At 66.5% G+C, this 15,981-nt stretch carries 17 protein-coding genes; 16 read left to right on the top strand and 1 reads right to left on the bottom strand.

The window, feature by feature from the left end; genetic code table 11:
• Positions 1-127: 127 nt before the first annotated feature.
• Complete coding sequence (locus B2515_RS08355; protein ID WP_293875685.1) at positions 128-1,348, bottom strand: NADP-dependent isocitrate dehydrogenase; 1,221 nt, start codon at positions 1,346-1,348, stop codon at positions 128-130.
• A gap of 129 nt (positions 1,349-1,477) precedes the next feature.
• On the opposite strand from B2515_RS08355, the gene B2515_RS08350 reads away from it, so the two are divergent.
• The 16 genes from B2515_RS08350 (at position 1,478) to B2515_RS08275 (ending at position 15,961) form a co-directional block, all read left to right on the top strand.
• Positions 1,478-2,209 (top strand): phosphatidylserine decarboxylase, encoded by a 732-nt coding sequence (locus tag B2515_RS08350; protein ID WP_293875832.1) that lies wholly within the window; start codon positions 1,478-1,480, stop codon positions 2,207-2,209.
• Positions 2,209-3,033, top strand: a complete 825-nt coding sequence (locus B2515_RS08345) for a CDP-alcohol phosphatidyltransferase family protein (RefSeq protein WP_293875683.1) — start codon at positions 2,209-2,211, stop codon at positions 3,031-3,033. Before B2515_RS08350 ends, B2515_RS08345 begins: the two co-directional genes overlap by 1 nt.
• A 509-nt stretch (positions 3,034-3,542) precedes the next feature.
• The gene (rpsB, locus tag B2515_RS08340; RefSeq protein ID WP_293875681.1) at positions 3,543-4,382 is read left to right on the top strand and encodes a 30S ribosomal protein S2; all 840 of its coding nucleotides are present in this window, start codon (positions 3,543-3,545) and stop codon (positions 4,380-4,382) included.
• Between the two features lie 88 nt (positions 4,383-4,470).
• Positions 4,471-5,403, top strand: coding sequence for a translation elongation factor Ts (gene tsf / locus B2515_RS08335; RefSeq protein WP_293875679.1), 933 nt, complete (start codon positions 4,471-4,473; stop codon positions 5,401-5,403).
• Positions 5,404-5,588: 185 nt separating this feature from the next.
• Positions 5,589-6,317, top strand: coding sequence for a UMP kinase (gene pyrH / locus B2515_RS08330; RefSeq protein WP_293875677.1), 729 nt, complete (start codon positions 5,589-5,591; stop codon positions 6,315-6,317).
• A gap of 3 nt (positions 6,318-6,320) precedes the next feature.
• Entirely contained in the window at positions 6,321-6,878 is a 558-nt protein-coding gene (gene frr / locus B2515_RS08325) for a ribosome recycling factor (protein WP_293875675.1), read from the top strand.
• A 73-nt stretch (positions 6,879-6,951) separates the two neighbouring features.
• Entirely contained in the window at positions 6,952-7,689 is a 738-nt protein-coding gene (locus B2515_RS08320) for an isoprenyl transferase (RefSeq protein WP_293875673.1), read from the top strand.
• The gene (locus B2515_RS08315) at positions 7,686-8,477 is read left to right on the top strand and encodes a phosphatidate cytidylyltransferase (RefSeq protein WP_293875671.1); all 792 of its coding nucleotides are present in this window, start codon (positions 7,686-7,688) and stop codon (positions 8,475-8,477) included. The genes B2515_RS08320 and B2515_RS08315 overlap by 4 nt, the downstream gene beginning before the upstream one ends.
• Before the next feature lies 1 nt (position 8,478).
• Positions 8,479-9,654 (top strand): 1-deoxy-D-xylulose-5-phosphate reductoisomerase, encoded by a 1,176-nt coding sequence (gene dxr / locus B2515_RS08310; protein WP_293875669.1) that lies wholly within the window; start codon positions 8,479-8,481, stop codon positions 9,652-9,654.
• A gap of 13 nt (positions 9,655-9,667) precedes the next feature.
• Positions 9,668-10,801 (top strand): RIP metalloprotease RseP, encoded by a 1,134-nt coding sequence (rseP, locus tag B2515_RS08305; RefSeq protein ID WP_293875667.1) that lies wholly within the window; start codon positions 9,668-9,670, stop codon positions 10,799-10,801.
• 83 nt (positions 10,802-10,884) lie between these two features.
• On the top strand, positions 10,885-13,608 hold the full coding sequence (bamA, locus tag B2515_RS08300; RefSeq protein WP_293875665.1) for an outer membrane protein assembly factor BamA: 2,724 nt from the start codon (positions 10,885-10,887) through the stop codon (positions 13,606-13,608).
• Entirely contained in the window at positions 13,608-14,354 is a 747-nt protein-coding gene (locus B2515_RS08295; protein WP_293875663.1) for an OmpH family outer membrane protein, read from the top strand. The genes bamA and B2515_RS08295 overlap by 1 nt, the downstream gene beginning before the upstream one ends.
• A 12-nt stretch (positions 14,355-14,366) precedes the next feature.
• Complete coding sequence (gene fabZ, locus B2515_RS08290) at positions 14,367-14,840, top strand: 3-hydroxyacyl-ACP dehydratase FabZ (RefSeq protein ID WP_293875661.1); 474 nt, start codon at positions 14,367-14,369, stop codon at positions 14,838-14,840.
• 94 nt (positions 14,841-14,934) lie between these two features.
• A complete protein-coding gene (gene rpmE / locus B2515_RS08285; protein WP_293875659.1) occupies positions 14,935-15,168 on the top strand; it encodes a 50S ribosomal protein L31 in 234 nt (77 codons plus the stop codon).
• A gap of 73 nt (positions 15,169-15,241) precedes the next feature.
• Entirely contained in the window at positions 15,242-15,553 is a 312-nt protein-coding gene (locus tag B2515_RS08280; protein WP_293875657.1) for a PilZ domain-containing protein, read from the top strand.
• 69 nt (positions 15,554-15,622) lie between these two features.
• A complete protein-coding gene (locus B2515_RS08275; RefSeq protein ID WP_293875655.1) occupies positions 15,623-15,961 on the top strand; it encodes a hypothetical protein in 339 nt (112 codons plus the stop codon).
• The last annotated feature ends 20 nt before the right edge of the window (positions 15,962-15,981 follow it).

The following is a 15,981-nucleotide window of genomic DNA, read 5'->3' as shown; positions in this document are numbered from 1 at the left end:
GCAAGTGCGAAATGTTACGGGAGCGGGACGATCGGCGACAGCATGATGCGCCGCCCGCGCCGCAAGCATAAAAAAGGGGACCCGGAAGCCATGGCGCCCGGGTCCCCTTTCTAACGTGACGAAAGGCTTATGCCCAGTTCGCCATCTTGCCTTCGAGGTTGGCGCGGACCGCCTCGAAGAACTGCTCGGTGGTCATCCACGGCTGGTCCGGGCCGATCAGGATCGCGAGATCCTTGGTCATCTGGCCGTTCTCGACGCACTCGATGCAGCAGCGCTCCAGCGTCTCGGCGAACTTCACCACCTCGGGCGTCTCGTCGAACTTGCCGCGATACTTGAGGCCGCCGGTCCATGCGAAGATCGAGGCGATCGGATTGGTGCTGGTCGCCTTGCCCTGCTCGTGCTGGCGGAAGTGGCGGGTGACGGTGCCGTGCGCCGCCTCGGCCTCGACGGTCTTGCCGTCCGGCGTCAGCAGCACCGAGGTCATCAGGCCGAGCGACCCGAACCCTTGCGCGACCTGATCCGACTGGACGTCGCCATCGTAGTTCTTGCACGCCCACACGAACTCGCCGTTCCACTTCAGCGCCGATGCGACCATGTCGTCGATCAGGCGGTGTTCGTAGACGATGCCCGCTTCCTTGAACTTGTCCTTGAACTCGGCCTCGAACACCTCGGCGAACAGGTCCTTGAAGCGGCCGTCATAGGCCTTGAGGATCGTGTTCTTGGTGCTGAGATACACCGGCCACTTGAGGTTCAGGCCATAGTGCATCGAGGCGCGGGCGAAATCGCGGATCGAATCGTCGAGGTTGTACATGCCCATCGCGACGCCCGACGAGGGAAACTGGAACACCTCCTCGTCGATCAGCGTGCCGTCGTCGCCCTCGAACACGAGGCGCAGCTTGCCCGGGCCCGGGACGCGGAAATCGGTCGCCTTATACTGGTCGCCGAACGCGTGGCGGCCGACGACGATCGGGTGTGTCCAGCCCGGGATCAGGCGGGGGACGTTCTTGATGACGATCGGCTCGCGGAAGACGACGCCGCCCAGGATGTTGCGGATCGTGCCGTTCGGCGACTTCCACATCTTCTTCAGGCCGAATTCCTCGACGCGCTGCTCGTCGGGGGTGATCGTCGCGCACTTCACCGCGACGCCATGCTTCTGCGTCGCCTTGGCCGCCTCGACCGTCACGCGGTCCTCGGTCGCATCGCGATGCTCGATGCCCAGATCGTAATAGTCGAGTTCGATATCGAGATAGGGCTTGATGAGGCGCTCGCGGATCCATTCCCAGATGATCCGCGTCATTTCGTCGCCATCGATCTCGACGATCGGGTTCTTCACCTGAATCTTGGCCATTTTCTCGTCCTATGGGAGGGGAATTTGGCGACGCGTCTAGGGACAAGCGGGCAGGGGATCAACCACTGGCGACAGTCCGTGGCTTGCGAACGTTGTGTTGCATGAACGACACGGGTACACCCCGTGGTTATGCCATCGCTCGAAAAGCCCCCCCACACGCCGCTGCCGACGACGACGGTCAAGTGGCGTTTCCCTTCCGTCCACCCCGAAGGCCATAAATATGCGGCCATCGCGCTGGGCATCACCCTGATCGCGACGATCATTACGAAGGTGCTGTTCTGGCCGCTGCTCGCGGTCGTCGTCTGGGTGCTCACCTTCTTCCGCGATCCCGTGCGCACCACGCCGGTCGGCGATGGCCTCATCATCGCGCCCGCCGACGGCCTCGTCACGATGATCCAGAAGGTGCCGGTGCCGCGCGAGCTGGTCGGCGACCTCGGCGATACGCCGCTGACCCGCGTCTCGATCTTCATGTCGGTATTCGACGTCCATATCAACCGTACGCCGATCGCGGGCACGATCCGCCAGGTCGTCTACATCAGCGGCAAGTTCCTCAACGCCGATCTCGACAAGGCATCCGACGAGAACGAGCGCCAGCATATCGTCGTCGAGGGCCGCGACGGCCGCCGCATCGGCTTCACCCAGATCGCCGGCCTCGTCGCGCGCCGCATCGTGCCCTTCGTCAAGCCGGGCGACATGGTCGCGACCGGCCAGCGCATCGGCCTGATCCGCTTCGGCAGCCGGGTCGACGTGTTCCTGCCCGACGACATCATCCCACAGGTGACATTGGGCCAGCGCTCGATCGCCGGCGAGACGGTCATCGGCCGCGTCGGCGGCGTGCCCGTCACCGGTATCGCCCAGTAATGGATCAGCGCGACCTGAGCGTCTCCCCCCGCCGCCGCCTGCCACGCCGCCCCCGTGGTCTGCCGTTGCGCGCGGTCGCCCCCAACGCGGTCACCGCATTGGCTTTGTGCTCCGGCCTCAGCGGCGTCCGCTTCGCGATCGGTGGCGAATGGCAGAGTGCGGTGGCGATGATTATGGTCGCCGGCGTGCTCGACGGCCTCGACGGCCGCATCGCCCGCCTGCTGCATGGCGAGAGCCGTTTCGGGGCGGAACTCGATTCGCTGTCCGACGCCATCTCCTTCGGCGTCGCCCCGGCGCTCATCATGTATCTGTGGTCGCTCGCCGCGCTGCCGCGCCTCGGCTGGATCAGCAGCCTGATCCTCGCCGTCTTCTGCGCGCTGCGCCTCGCACGCTTCAACGCCAAGATCGACGAGACCGACCAGCCGCACAAATCCGCCGGCTTCCTGACCGGCGTGCCCGCGCCTGCAGGTGCCGGGCTTGCCATGCTGCCGATGTACTTCTGGTTCTGGACCGACCATCCGTTCTTCGCCTCGCCATGGCTGGTCGCGCCATGGGTCGCGTTCATCGCGCTGCTGATGGTGTCGAGCGTCGCCACCTTCTCATGGACGTCGCTGAAGCTGCGCCGCACGGTCCGGTTCGAGGCGATCGCCGGCGTCGTCCTGCTCGGCGCGGCGCTGGTATCGGCACCGTGGCATACGCTCAGCGCGATCTGCGTCGGTTACCTCGTCACCATTCCGTTCAGCATGGCCAGCTACGCACGGGTCAAGCGGCTGCGCGCAACCGGCGAACGGCCGCGGGGATCGGAGCCGACGCCCAGCGCCTGACGGCGATGCGGCGCTCGGCGGAAGCGAGCTGCGACAGAGGTGCGAAGGCGGGTTCGGGATTGCCGGATGCGAGGCTGACGATCCGCCGCCATTGCGGCGCGACCGTCGCGGCGATCACTCCTACGGCGGCAAGGAACGCACCGACGAACACCAGAACACTGAACGCTACAACCATCGAACCAACTCCCGGCCAGGTTAGCGAGCAACCTGTGGATAACTCACCAAACCAATGATTTGTCAGTGAGTTCCGCACCCGCGCCGGATTCTTCCGTTTTGGACACTTTACAGTGTCTTAACCAGAACCGGACCGTTCGCGTCCACTGTCTGGACGCTGTATGTTCCACCTGTGTTCTCATTGTCAAGCGCGATCCCGAGTCTTGCCTTTGCGCGTCCGTTCGGCTAATGGCGCGCCCCTCAACCCCGCATGGGAAGCATCATAGCCCGGTGCGACGCTCCGCAAGGTGCGACGTCATCCGCTTCCCAGAGGCTCAACCGGAAGGAATTATCCTATGGCGGCACCCGTCGTCACCATGCAGCAGCTCATCGAGACTGGTGCGCACTTCGGCCACCAGACGCACCGCTGGAACCCGAAGATGAAGCCTTACATCTTCGGCGATCGTAACGGCGTCCACATCCTCGACCTGTCGCAGACCGTTCCTCTCTTCGCCCGCGCGCTCGAGTTCGTCTCGTCGTCGGTCGCAGGTGGCGGCAAGGTGCTGTTCGTCGGCACCAAGCGCCAGGCGCAGGACGCCGTCGCCGATGCGGCGCGCCGTTCGGGCCAGCATTTCGTCAACCACCGCTGGCTGGGCGGCATGCTCACCAACTGGAAGACGATCAGCAACTCGATCAAGCGCCTCAAGAGCCTCGAGGAGCAGCTGTCGGGCGACACGCACGGCCTGACCAAGAAGGAAGTGCTGCAGCTGACCCGTGAAAAGGACAAGCTGGAACTCAGCCTCGGCGGCATCCGCGACATGGGCGGCGTGCCCGACGTCATGTTCGTGATCGACGCGAACAAGGAAGAGCTGGCGATCAAGGAAGCCAACACGCTCGGCATCCCCGTCGTCGCGATCCTCGATTCGAACGTGTCGCCGGACGGCATCGCCTTCCCGGTTCCCGCGAACGACGACGCCAGCCGCGCCATCCGCCTGTATTGCGAGGCGATCGCCATCGCGGCGACCCGCGGCAACCAGGAGCAGCAGTCGCGCCGTGGCGTCGATCTGGGTGCGCAGGACGTCGCGCCGGTCGAGGAGGCGCTGACCGTGCCGACCCCGGCCGCCGAGCCCGAAGCGCAGGCCGCGACCAACGTCGAGGGCGCTGGCGCCGAGACCGAGCGTCAGATCGACGCGTAACGCCCGTCGTTGAAACGTCATGCGGGCGGGGTAGGGCGGCTATGCCCTTCCTCGCCCGCAATCACATTCGAGTAAAAGGATTACGCACATGGCTGAAGTGACTGCAGCGATGGTCAAGGACCTGCGCGAAAAGAGCGGCGCGGGCATGATGGATTGCAAGAAGGCGCTGAACGAGGCCGCCGGCGACATGGACGCCGCGCTGGACTGGTTGCGCACCAAGGGTCTCGCCGCCGCGCAGAAGAAGTCCAGCCGCACCGCGGCCGAGGGCCTCGTCGGTGTCGCCACCGCGGGCACGAAGGGTGCGGCGGTCGAGGTGAACTCGGAAACCGATTTCGTCGCGAAGAACGACCAGTTCCAGCAGTTCGTCCGTGAAGTCACGCAGATCGCGCTCGCCACCGGTGGCGACGTCGAGGCGCTGAAGGCCGAGACGATGCCGTCGGGCACCAGCGTCGCCGACGTGCTGACCAACAACATCGCGACGATCGGCGAGAACCAGTCGCTGCGCCGTGCCAAGCGTCTCGAAGTGAGCAAGGGCGCGGTCGTGTCCTACGTCCACAACCAGGCGTCGCCCGGCCTCGGCAAGATCGGCGTGCTCGTCGCGCTCGAATCGGACGCGTCGGACGAGGTGCTGCAGGGTCTCGGCAAGCAGCTGGCGATGCACATCGCCGCCGCCTTCCCGAAGGCGCTGAACGAGGAAGACCTCGACGAGGCCGAGATCGAGCGCGAGCGCGCGATCGCGACCGAAAAGGCGTCCGAATCGGGCAAGCCTGCCGACATCATCGCCAAGATGGTCGAGGGCGGCATCGCCAAGTACCGCAAGGAGCACGCGCTGGTCAGCCAGCTGTTCGTGATGGACGGCAAGACCAAGATCAGCGACGTCGTCGCCAAGGCGGGCAAGGACGCCGGCACCACGATCAAGCTGGTGGACTATGTCCGCTTCCAGCTCGGCGAGGGCATCGAAAAGGAAGCGTCGGACTTCGCCGCCGAAGTCGCGGCCGCGTCGGGCGTCGCCCAGAAGTAAGGCGGGGGGCGTATCCGCTCCCCGGCCCTGCCGTCCCGGACCGGTTCCGGGGCGGCACCGGGTGCATGCGGGATGCATGCCCCGACAATTTCCCGTGCACCGCGCGTCGACGCGTCCAGTCGAGGTTGCTCCTGCGGTGCGCGCACCCTAAGGTCCGCGCCGCTTTCCCTTACCGTCAGGACCCCATGACCGCCGGCCCCCGCTTCAAACGTATCCTGCTCAAACTCTCTGGCGAAGTGCTGATGGGAGAGGGCGGCCTCGCCATCGATCCGGAGATCACCGCGCGCGTCGCGCAGGAGATTGCGGGCGTACGCGACCAGGGTTACGAGCTGTGCGTCGTCGTCGGTGGCGGCAACATCTTCCGTGGCCTCTCCGCCGCCGCCAAGGGCATCGAGCGCGCGACCGCCGATTACATGGGCATGCTCGCGACCGTGATGAACGCGCTCGCGGTGCAGAATGCGCTGGAGCAGATCGGCGTCGACACCCGCGTCCAGTCGGCGATCCCGATGCAGTCGGTCTGCGAACCCTTCATCCGCCGCCGCGCCGAGCGTCACCTCGAAAAGGGGCGCGTGGTGATCTTCGCCGCCGGCGTCGGCAGCCCGTTCTTCACTACCGATTCCGGTGCCGCGCTCCGCGCCGCCGAGATGAAGTGCGACGCTCTGTTCAAGGGCACCTCGGTCGACGGCGTCTACGATGCCGATCCCAAGAAGGTGCCGACCGCGACGCGTTACGATACCGTGAGCTATTCGACCGTGCTGTCCGACGACCTCAAGGTCATGGACGCCAGCGCGATCGCATTGTGCCGCGACAACAATATTCCGATCGTCGTCTTCAACATCCGCGAACACGGCAATTTTGCCGCGGTCCTCGGCGGTGATGGCGTCTCGACGATCGTCCAGAGCGAACAGGAGTAGATCATGGCAGCCTATGACAAGGCCGACCTCGAACGCCGCATGGCCGGCGCCGTCGAATCGCTGAAGCACGACCTCAACGGCCTGCGCACCGGCCGCGCCTCCACCGCCTTGCTCGATCCGGTGACGGTCGAGGTGTACGGCAGCCACATGCCGCTGGTGCAGGTCGCGACCGTCTCGGTGCCCGAACCGCGCATGCTGTCGGTGCAGGTCTGGGACAAGTCGAACGTCGGCCCCGTCGAAAAGGCGATCCGCTCGGCGGGGCTCGGCCTCAACCCGATCAACGACGGCCAGACGCTGCGCCTGCCGATCCCCGACCTGACCGAGGAGCGCCGCAAGGAGCTCGCCAAGCTCGCCGGCAAATATGCCGAGGCCTCGCGCATCGCGGTCCGCAACGTCCGTCGCGACGGAATGGACAGTCTGAAGACCGACGAGAAGAAGGGCGTCATCAGCGAGGACGAGCGCAAGCGCCACGAAACCGAGGTGCAGAAGCTGACCGACGCCACCGTCGCCGATCTCGATGCGGCGGCCGCGGCGAAGGAAAAGGAAATCCTGGGCAAGTGACGGGCAAACAGCCAGGGCTGTTTAGCGCATGCCGGGGGCATGGGCGGCCCGGCACTCCCGCGAGAGCGTCGCGGTGAGCAGCGCTCCGATTCTGTCCGCGGTCCCTGATACGGGGCCGGTGCCGCGTCATGTCGCCATCATCATGGACGGCAACGGGCGCTGGGCGAAGGCGCGGATGCTGCCGCGCGTCGCCGGTCACAAGGCCGGCGTCGAGGCCGTGCGCCGCGTCACCCGCGCTGCGCGCGCGCTGGGTGTCGAGGCGCTGACGCTCTACGCCTTCTCCTCGGAGAACTGGCGCCGGCCGGAGGATGAGGTCGGCGCGCTGATGGGGCTGCTCCGGCTCTTCATCCGCAGCGACCTTGCCGAACTGGTCGAGGAAAACGTCCGCCTGCGCGTGATCGGCGACTATCGCCGCTTCGCGCCCGATCTCGTCGCCCTCGTCGACGATGCGGTGGCGAAGACCGCGGGCAACACCGGGCCGATCCTGGTGATCGCGCTCAATTACGGTTCGCATGCCGAGCTGGTCGCCGCGACGCAGCGCCTCGCCGCCCGCGCGGCGGCGGGCGAGATCGACCCCGCCGCGATCACCGCGGGCAGCATCGAGGCGGAGCTCGACACCGCCGACCTGCCGCCGCTCGACCTCGTCATCCGTTCGTCGGGGGAACAGCGGCTGTCCAATTTCCTGCTTTGGCAGGCGGCCTATGCCGAATTGCTGTTCATCGACACGCTCTGGCCCGATTTCACCGGCGATACGCTCGCCGACGCGCTTGCCGCGTTCGGCCAGCGCCAGCGGCGCTACGGCGGCCTGTGAGCGACACGCCTCCGGCCAAACGGCCGTCGGAGCTTGCGACCCGCACGCTGACCGGCCTCGGCCTCATCGCGCTGGCGCTGGTCGCGCTCGCGTTCGGCGGCTTCCCCTTCTGGCTGCTCGCGGTCACCGCGGGCGTGTTCATGATGGCGGAATGGAGCGAACTCCACCTCGCCGAACCCAAGACCAAGCGGCTCGGCCAGTACGTGCTGTTCGTGCCGCTCGCGATCATGTGCCCGATCGCCGCGGGGCCCAATTTCTTCGCGCTCGGCCTGCTGGTCGGCGCCTTCTTCTTCCTCACCATCGTCACCCGCCGGCCGCAGCTCGGCCTCGGCGTGCTCTATTGCGGCCTGCCGATCTATGCGTTGCTGCTGATCCGGCATGAGCCCGATGGTATCCGCAACGCGCTCTGGGCGCTGGCGATCGTCTGGGCGACGGATATCGGCGCCTATTTCGCCGGCCGCGGCATCGGCGGCCCCAAGCTCGCACCGACGATCAGCCCCAACAAGACCTGGGCCGGCCTGATCGGCGGCATCGCGATGGCGACCGTCGTCGCGCTGCTGATGCAGGCCTTCTACCTCCTGCCGCTGCGCTTCGTCATCGCGACGCCGCTGCTCGCGATCGTCGCGCAGGGCGGCGACCTGTACGAGAGCTGGTTGAAGCGTCGCGCCGGCGTCAAGGATTCGGGCAGCGTCATTCCCGGCCATGGCGGCGTCCTCGACCGGCTCGACGGGCTCGTGCCGGTGCTGCCGCTCGCCGCGCTGCTCGTCGTCGTGCCGCTGGCATTCTGACATGAAGACCGTCACCATATTGGGCGCGACCGGATCGGTCGGCACCTCCACCCTCGACCTCGTCGAGCGCGAGCCCGACCGGTTCCGCGTCCGCGCGCTCACCGCCAATTGCGACGTCGCCAGCCTCGCCGCGGCGGCGATCCGCACCCGGGCGGAAATCGCCGTCGTCGCCGACGAATCCTGCCTGCCCGCGCTGCGCGAGGCGCTCGCCGGCACGTCGACCCAGGCGACGGGCGGCGCGCAGGCGATCTGCGATGCCGCCGCCGGCGCCGACTGGACGATGGGCGCGATCGTCGGATGCGCCGGGCTGAAGCCGGTGATGGCGGCGATCGAACATGGCGGCACCGTCGTCATCGCCAACAAGGAACCGCTCGTGTCGGCGGGCGAGGTCATTCTCGCCGCCGCCGCCCGCTCGGGCGCGACGCTGCTGCCCGCCGACAGCGAGCATAACGCGATCTACCAGTGTTTCGACTTCGCCCGGCCCGAGGGCGTCCGTCGCATCATCCTCACCGCCAGCGGCGGCCCGTTCCGCGACTGGTCGCTCGAACGCATGGCCGACGTCACCGTCGAACAGGCAGTCGCGCATCCCAATTGGTCGATGGGCGCGAAGATCAGCATCGACAGCGCGACGATGATGAACAAGGGGCTCGAACTGATCGAGGCCGCGCGCCTGTTCCCGGTCGCGCACGAGCGGATCGAGGTCGTGCTCCATCGCCAGTCGGTGATCCATTCGATGGTCGATTACGTCGACGGCTCGATGCTGGCGCAGCTCGGCCCGTCGGACATGCGCGTGCCGATCGCGCATACGCTCGCCTGGCCGGACCGGATGGCGACTCCGATGGCGCCGCTCGATCTCGTCGGGATCGGCCGGCTCGATTTCGAGGCCTGCGACCCCGTCCGCTTTCCCGCGCTGGCGCTCGCCCGCGCCGCGCTGGAGGCGGGCGGCGCGCGTCCGGCGATCCTCAACGCCGCCAACGAGGTCGCGGTCGCGGCCTTTCTCGCGCGGCGGATCGGCTTCCTCGAAATTGCCGCAATCGTCGCCGATACGCTTGAGCGTTACGATCCGCCGGCTCCGGACACGCTGGAGGCGGTCCTCCTCATCGACGGGGAGGCACGACGAATGGCGGACGAGCAGGTACAGGGACGTGCTCAGGGGCGTGTAAAGGTCCACGCGTGAAGGATTGCGTAGCTTGATCCAGTCCCCCGGCGTTCCGATGGCGATCCTCGCGTTCCTCTGCGCGATCGGCCCGCTCGTCTTCATCCATGAAATGGGCCATTATCTCGCCGGCCGGCTGTTCGGCGTGAAGGCCGAGGCCTTCTCGATCGGCTTCGGCCGCGAGATCGCGGGCTTCACCGACCGTCGCGGCACCCGCTGGAAGTTCGGCTGGCTACCGCTGGGCGGCTATGTCCGCTTCGCCGGCGACATGAACCCGGCGAGCCAGCCCGACGCGGCATGGCTGGCGCTGCCCGCCGCCGAGCGCGCGCAGACCTTCCAGGCCAAGCCGCTGTGGCAGCGCGCGATCATCGTCGGCGCCGGCCCGGCGATCAACCTGATCCTCGCCGTCCTCATCCTCGCCGGCTTCGCGCATACCTATGGCGTCGATCGCACGCCGGCGGTGGTCGGCACGGTGATCGCGGGCGGACCGGGCGAGAAGGCCGGCCTGCAACCGGGCGACCGCATCGTCGCCATCGACGGCCGTACGATCGACACCTTCTCCGATATCGCGCGCTATGCGCTGATCCGGCCGGGCCAGCAGGCGACGGTGCGCGTCGAGCGCGGCGGCGTCACCAGCGATCGCCCGCTCGCGATCGGCGTAATCCGCCAGCGCGATCGCTTCGGCAACGACTATCGCATCGGCCGTATCGGCATCGGCAGCGGCGATCCCGTGCTGGCGCCGGTCGGCCTCGCCGCCGCCCCTGCTGCCGGCGTGTGCATGACCGGCGAGATCATCGCCGGCACGCTGGAGACGCTCGGCCAGATCATCAGCGGCCGCCGCTCGATCGATGAACTCGGCGGTCCGATCCGCATCGCCAAGATCAGCGGCGAACAGATGGCGCTGGGCCTGTCCGCCTTCGTCTGGCTGGTCGCGATGCTGTCGATCAATCTGGGGTTCATCAACCTGCTGCCAGTACCCATGCTGGATGGCGGTCATTTGTTCTTCTATGCGATCGAGGCGATCCGCCGCCGCCCCCTCGAACCCAGGGTGCAGGAATGGGCGTTCCGCGGCGGACTGGCGCTCGTGCTGACGCTGATGCTGGTCGTGACCTTCAACGATTTGAGCGCCGTGGGCCTGTGGCAGCGGCTGGCCGGGTTGATCGGCTGACCGGGTTGGGGCAGGGCAGGTTTCTGCGTCTCCCGGTGCATATTGGGTATCCTGACGTATTTGGGGTGGGTTGAGTGACAGCGATGAAGAGTTCCATGTTCGTGGCGAAGGGCGCCGCGCTGCTCGCCGGCACCATGTTGTCGGGCGTGCCCGCTCTGGCCCAGACGGCGCCTGCACCCGCGCCCGCTGCGACTCCGACGCCCGCGGCGCCGGCCGCGACGCCCGCCCCGGCGCGCACGATCAAGACGCTCCGCGTCGAAGGGTCGCAGCGCATCGAACCGGAAACGGTTCTGTCCTACACAAAGTTGCGTGTCGGCATCCCTTATACCGCGGAAACGCTCGATCAGGCGCTGAAGGACCTGCAGGCGTCGGACCTGTTCGTCGATTTCTCGATCTCCGGCGTCGAAACCGGCGACATCGTGCTGCGCATCCGCGAGAACCCGATCATCAACCGCGTCATCCTCGAAGGGAACAAGGCGCTCAAGAGCGACAAGATCACCAAGGAGATCAAGCTCGCGCCGCGTCAGATCTTCACGCGCACCGCGGTCCGTCAGGACGTGTCGCGGATCATCGAACTCTACCGCCGCCAGGGCCGCTTCGCCGCGGTCATCAGCCCCAAGATGGTCAGCCTCGACCAGAACCGCGTCGACGTGGTGTTCGAGATCACCGAGGGGCCGAAGTCCAAGGTCCGTCAGATCAACATCATCGGCAACGAGGTGTTCAACGACGGCAAGCTGCGCGGCGAGATGGTCACCAAGGAATCACGCTGGTTCCGCCTGCTCTCGTCCAACACCTCCTACGATCAGGACCGCCTAAACTACGACCAGCAGAAGCTGCGCCAGTTCTACCTGACGCAGGGCTATGCTGATTTCCGCGTCACCAGCGCGGTCGCCGAGCTGACGCCGGACAAGCGCGACTTCATCATCACCTATGTCGTCGAGGAGGGTAAGCGCTACAAGTTCGGCGACGTCACCGTCGACAGCGAGATTCGCGACTTCGACAACAAGAAGCTGGCCTCGTCGCTGCCGATCAAGAAGGGCGAATGGTACAACGCCAAGCTGGTCGAGGATTCGGTCGACCAGCTGAGCGAATCGGCCGGCCTGTTCGGCTATGCCTTCACCGACGTATCGCCGGACTTCCAGCGCGATCCCGAGACGCTGACGATGGGGATGAATTTCCACATCGCGCAGGCGCAGCGCACCTATGTCGAGCGGATCGACATCAACGGCAACACCCAGACGCAGGACAAGGTCGTCCGCCGCGAGATCCGTCTCGCCGAGGGCGACGCGTTCAACAGCTTCCAGGTCAAGCGTTCGCAGGATCGCATCAACAGCCTCGGGTTCTTCCAGGACAAAATGGAGATCAAGCAGAACCCCGGTTCCGCTCCCGATCGCATCGTCCTCGAAACCAATCTCGAGGAAAAGAGCACCGGCGAATTGCAGCTGTCGGTCGGCTATTCCAGCCTCGAACGCTTCATCATCCAGGCGAACATCACGCAGAACAATTTCCGCGGCAAGGGCCAGGTCCTGCGTGCGGGTGTCAACTATTCGACCTATTCGAAGTCGATCGAGCTGGGTTTCACCGAGCCCTATCTGTTCGACAAGAACGTCGCGATCGGCGTCGACGTGTTCCGCCGCGACTTCAACTCCTTCAACTATATCGGCACCGACCGCCGCACCACCTATTCGCAGGTGTCGACCGGCTTCCAGGTCCGTACCGGCGTGCCGCTGACCGAATATTGGTCGCTCGCCGGCCGCTACGGCCTGTCCTATGACGAGGTCGGGCTCGACGAGGGCACCTATTACACCGGCGGTCAGTGCGACATCCTCAAGGCCGGCCGCTATCTCTGCGAGGCGATCGGCAATCGTTGGACGTCGTCGGCGGGCTATTCGCTGATCTACGACAGCCTCAACAGCCGTCTGCGTCCGACCGCGGGCCAGCGCCTGAGCTTCAGCCAGGACTTCGCCGGGCTCGGCGGCGACGTGAAGTACATCCGCACCCGTTTGGAGGGGTCGAAGTTCGTCAACGTCGGCTCGGGCTTCATCGGCTCGCTGGTCGGCGAGGCGGGCTATATCCACTCGCTCGAGGGCGCGCGGCCCGAAGGCGTCGACAAGATCCGCATCACCGACCGTTTCTACCTCGGCGAGCCGCAGTTCCGCGGCTTCGACATCCGCGGCATCGGTCCGCGCGTGCAGCGGCAATATTACCAGGCGGACCCGACGACCGGCAAGCAGGTGCTGGTCACCGATCGCGACCAGCTGGTCGACGATGCGCTCGGTGGCCGTGCCTATTACCTCGTCCGTGCCGAACTCGAGATTCCGCTGGGTGCCGGCGCGCGCGAGCTTGGCCTGCGTCCGTCGGTCTACCTCCAGGCGGGCAGCCTGTTCGCGCTGACGCGGCCGCGTCCGACCGCCAACTTCCCGACGATCACCGATGCGGCCGGCAACGTCACCGTGCTGCCGATCCAGCGCCTGCTGACCGATTCGTCCGGCCGTCAGATCTATTACGTGCCGACCAACGCCGCCACCAACGCAGGTGCGCCGACGACCTGCGCGATCGGCTATTCGGCGACGGCTGGCGGCGCCTGCGCCGGCGACACAACCAACGTCATCGGCTACGACACGCCGATCTCACCGTTCAAAGAAACCTATTACGGCTCCAGCGCCACGCCGCGCGTCAGCATCGGTGTCGGCGTCAACTGGAATTCGCCGTTCGGCCCGCTCCGCATCGATCTCGCCAAGGCGCTGGTCAAGCAGAAGGGCGACGACCCCAAGCTCATTACCTTCAACGTAGGGACGCAGTTCTAATGAAGACCATCACCAAGACTTGCGCGTCGGCGATCGCCGTCGCTTCCGTCGCTTTGCTCGCCGGCACGGCATCGGCACAGACCGCCGGGATCGCGACGGCACAGGCCGATGCGGCGATCTTCAGCGCAAAGGCGTTCGATGCCGCCAACCAGCAGATCTCGACCACCTACAAGGCGCAGCTGGATCAGGCCGCCGCCGCGCAGACCGCGCTGAACACGCAGTTGCGCACGCTGCTCGACACCAACAAGGACGGTCAGGTCAGCCAGGCCGAAGCCGCCGCCGCCGAAGCGCCGAACAGCGCGATCGGCAACCAGGTCCGCGCCGCGCAGCAGAAGGCGCAGCCCGGCATCGAGGCCGCACAGGGGCCGGCGATCAAGGCACAGGCCTATGCGCTCGAGCAGATCGTGAACAAGTACGATCCCGCGCTGCGCGCCGTCGTCGCCGCCAAGAAGATCAGCATCGTCCTCGCCCCGAACGCGATCCAGTTCGCGCCACCGGCGACCGACATCACCCGCGACATCATCGCCGAGATCGATCGCACCACGCCGAGCGTGCCGATCGCCCCGCCGGCGAACTGGCAGCCGCAGCAGCAAACCGTCGAACTGCTCCAGCAATATCGCCAGCTCGTGTACGCGAACGCCGCCCGCCGGCAGCAGGCCGGCGCGCCCGCACCTACTGCCGGTACGCCCGCTGCTCCGGCCGCGGCACCCGCCGCGACGCCGCGCGCGACGCCGCAGGGCCGCTAAGGCGCTATCCGGGTGAGCGACGACGCACCACGGACTCTCGGCCCGCTCGATATCGGGCGGGTCATGGCAGCCTTGCCGCATCGCTACCCGATGCTGCTGGTCGATCGCGTCGAGGAGTTGATCCTCGACCGGTCGATCGCGGCGATCAAGGCGGTGACGATCAACGAGCAGTTCTTCCAAGGCCATTTCCCCGGCCGGCCGATCATGCCGGGCGTGCTAATCGTCGAGGCGCTGGCGCAGGCGGCCGGTATCCTCGCGGTCGAGAGCCTCGGCCTCGCCGGGTCGGGCAAGCTCGTCTATTTCATGGCGATCGACGGCGCGAAGTTCCGCAAACCGGTCGAACCCGGCGTGCTGCTCCGGCTCGAGGCGACCTTCGTCCAGAAGCGCGCGAGCGTCTGCAAGTTCGCCGGCGTCGCGAAGATCGACGGCGTGGTGGTGGCCGAGGCGAATTTCACCGCGATGATCGCCGACCCGCCCAAGGCGTGACCGGCGGCCGACTTTGACAATCCGGCGGCGCTCCGTTAGGGGCGCCGCTTCTCTTCCAGGCTGGTCGGAACCAGCCGTTTCAGGAGCGTGTGACGTGAAGAAAGATACCCATCCCGACTACCACATGATCAAGATCCAGATGACCGACGGTACCGTGTTCGAGACTCGCTCCACGTGGGGCAAGGAAGGCGACACGATGACGCTCGACATCGATCCGCTGGCGCACCCTGCCTGGACCGGTGGTCGCGGTCAGCTGCTGGACGCCGGTGGCCAGGTCGCACGCTTCAACAAGCGTTTCGGCGGTGGTCTGACCCTGCGCAAGGGCTGATCCAGTCCGGAACTCCGGAACCGGAGCTGGTTCGTATACCAGGCCTTAACCATCGCTATTTAGGCTTTGGCTCATGTTCGCCGCGGAATTCGAACCAGCAGACACCAACGGCCGGCGCCGCTCCGCGCGTGCGCCGGTTTCGTTGGATGCGCATATCGGCAAGGGCGTCCGGACGCTTTGCAAGGTGGTCGACATCTCGATCCACGGCGCCCGGCTCCAGACCTATTGCGCCCTTGCCAAAGGCAGCACGATCTGGCTGACCCTGCCCGGCGCGGGCTCGGTCGTCGCCGACGTCAAATGGGCGGACGATTTTTCCGCCGGCTGTCAGTTCAAGCAACCGCTTGAAATGGATGTGTTCGAGCATCTGGTCGAGCTGAACCGCTGACCATGTGATACGCTTCCCGGACGAATCGGTGCTTGCTGCAACGCAGCACGGTTCGCTAAGGGGCACGCCATGACCGACACTCCAGCCGCGACCGTCGCGCCGACCGGACCGGTGCCGACGATGTTCGAAGCGATCGTCCGCCAGCTTGCCGTCACCGCCACCTACAACAAGGGCACGGTGACGATCGCCCCCCACATCCTCTACACGCGCCACGGCGAGATCTACGTCGACGCGATCACCGTCGAACGCGACGGCAAACCGCCGCGCGAGGAGAAACTCGGCACGTTCAAGCTGGACGGGCTGGGTGATCCCACGTTGACCGCGCGCGCCTTCAAGCCCAGCACCCTGTTCGAACCGGCCGCTGAAAAGTACGAGGGCGTGACGCTGATGGCGGTCGAGCAGGGCTGACCGTCACCAGCGCCGCGGCG

The organism is Sphingomonas sp. UBA978 (assembly GCF_002292295.1).
Classification (GTDB): Bacteria; Pseudomonadota; Alphaproteobacteria; order Sphingomonadales; family Sphingomonadaceae; genus Sphingomonas.
This window is presented reverse-complemented; position numbering and strand designations above follow the sequence as displayed.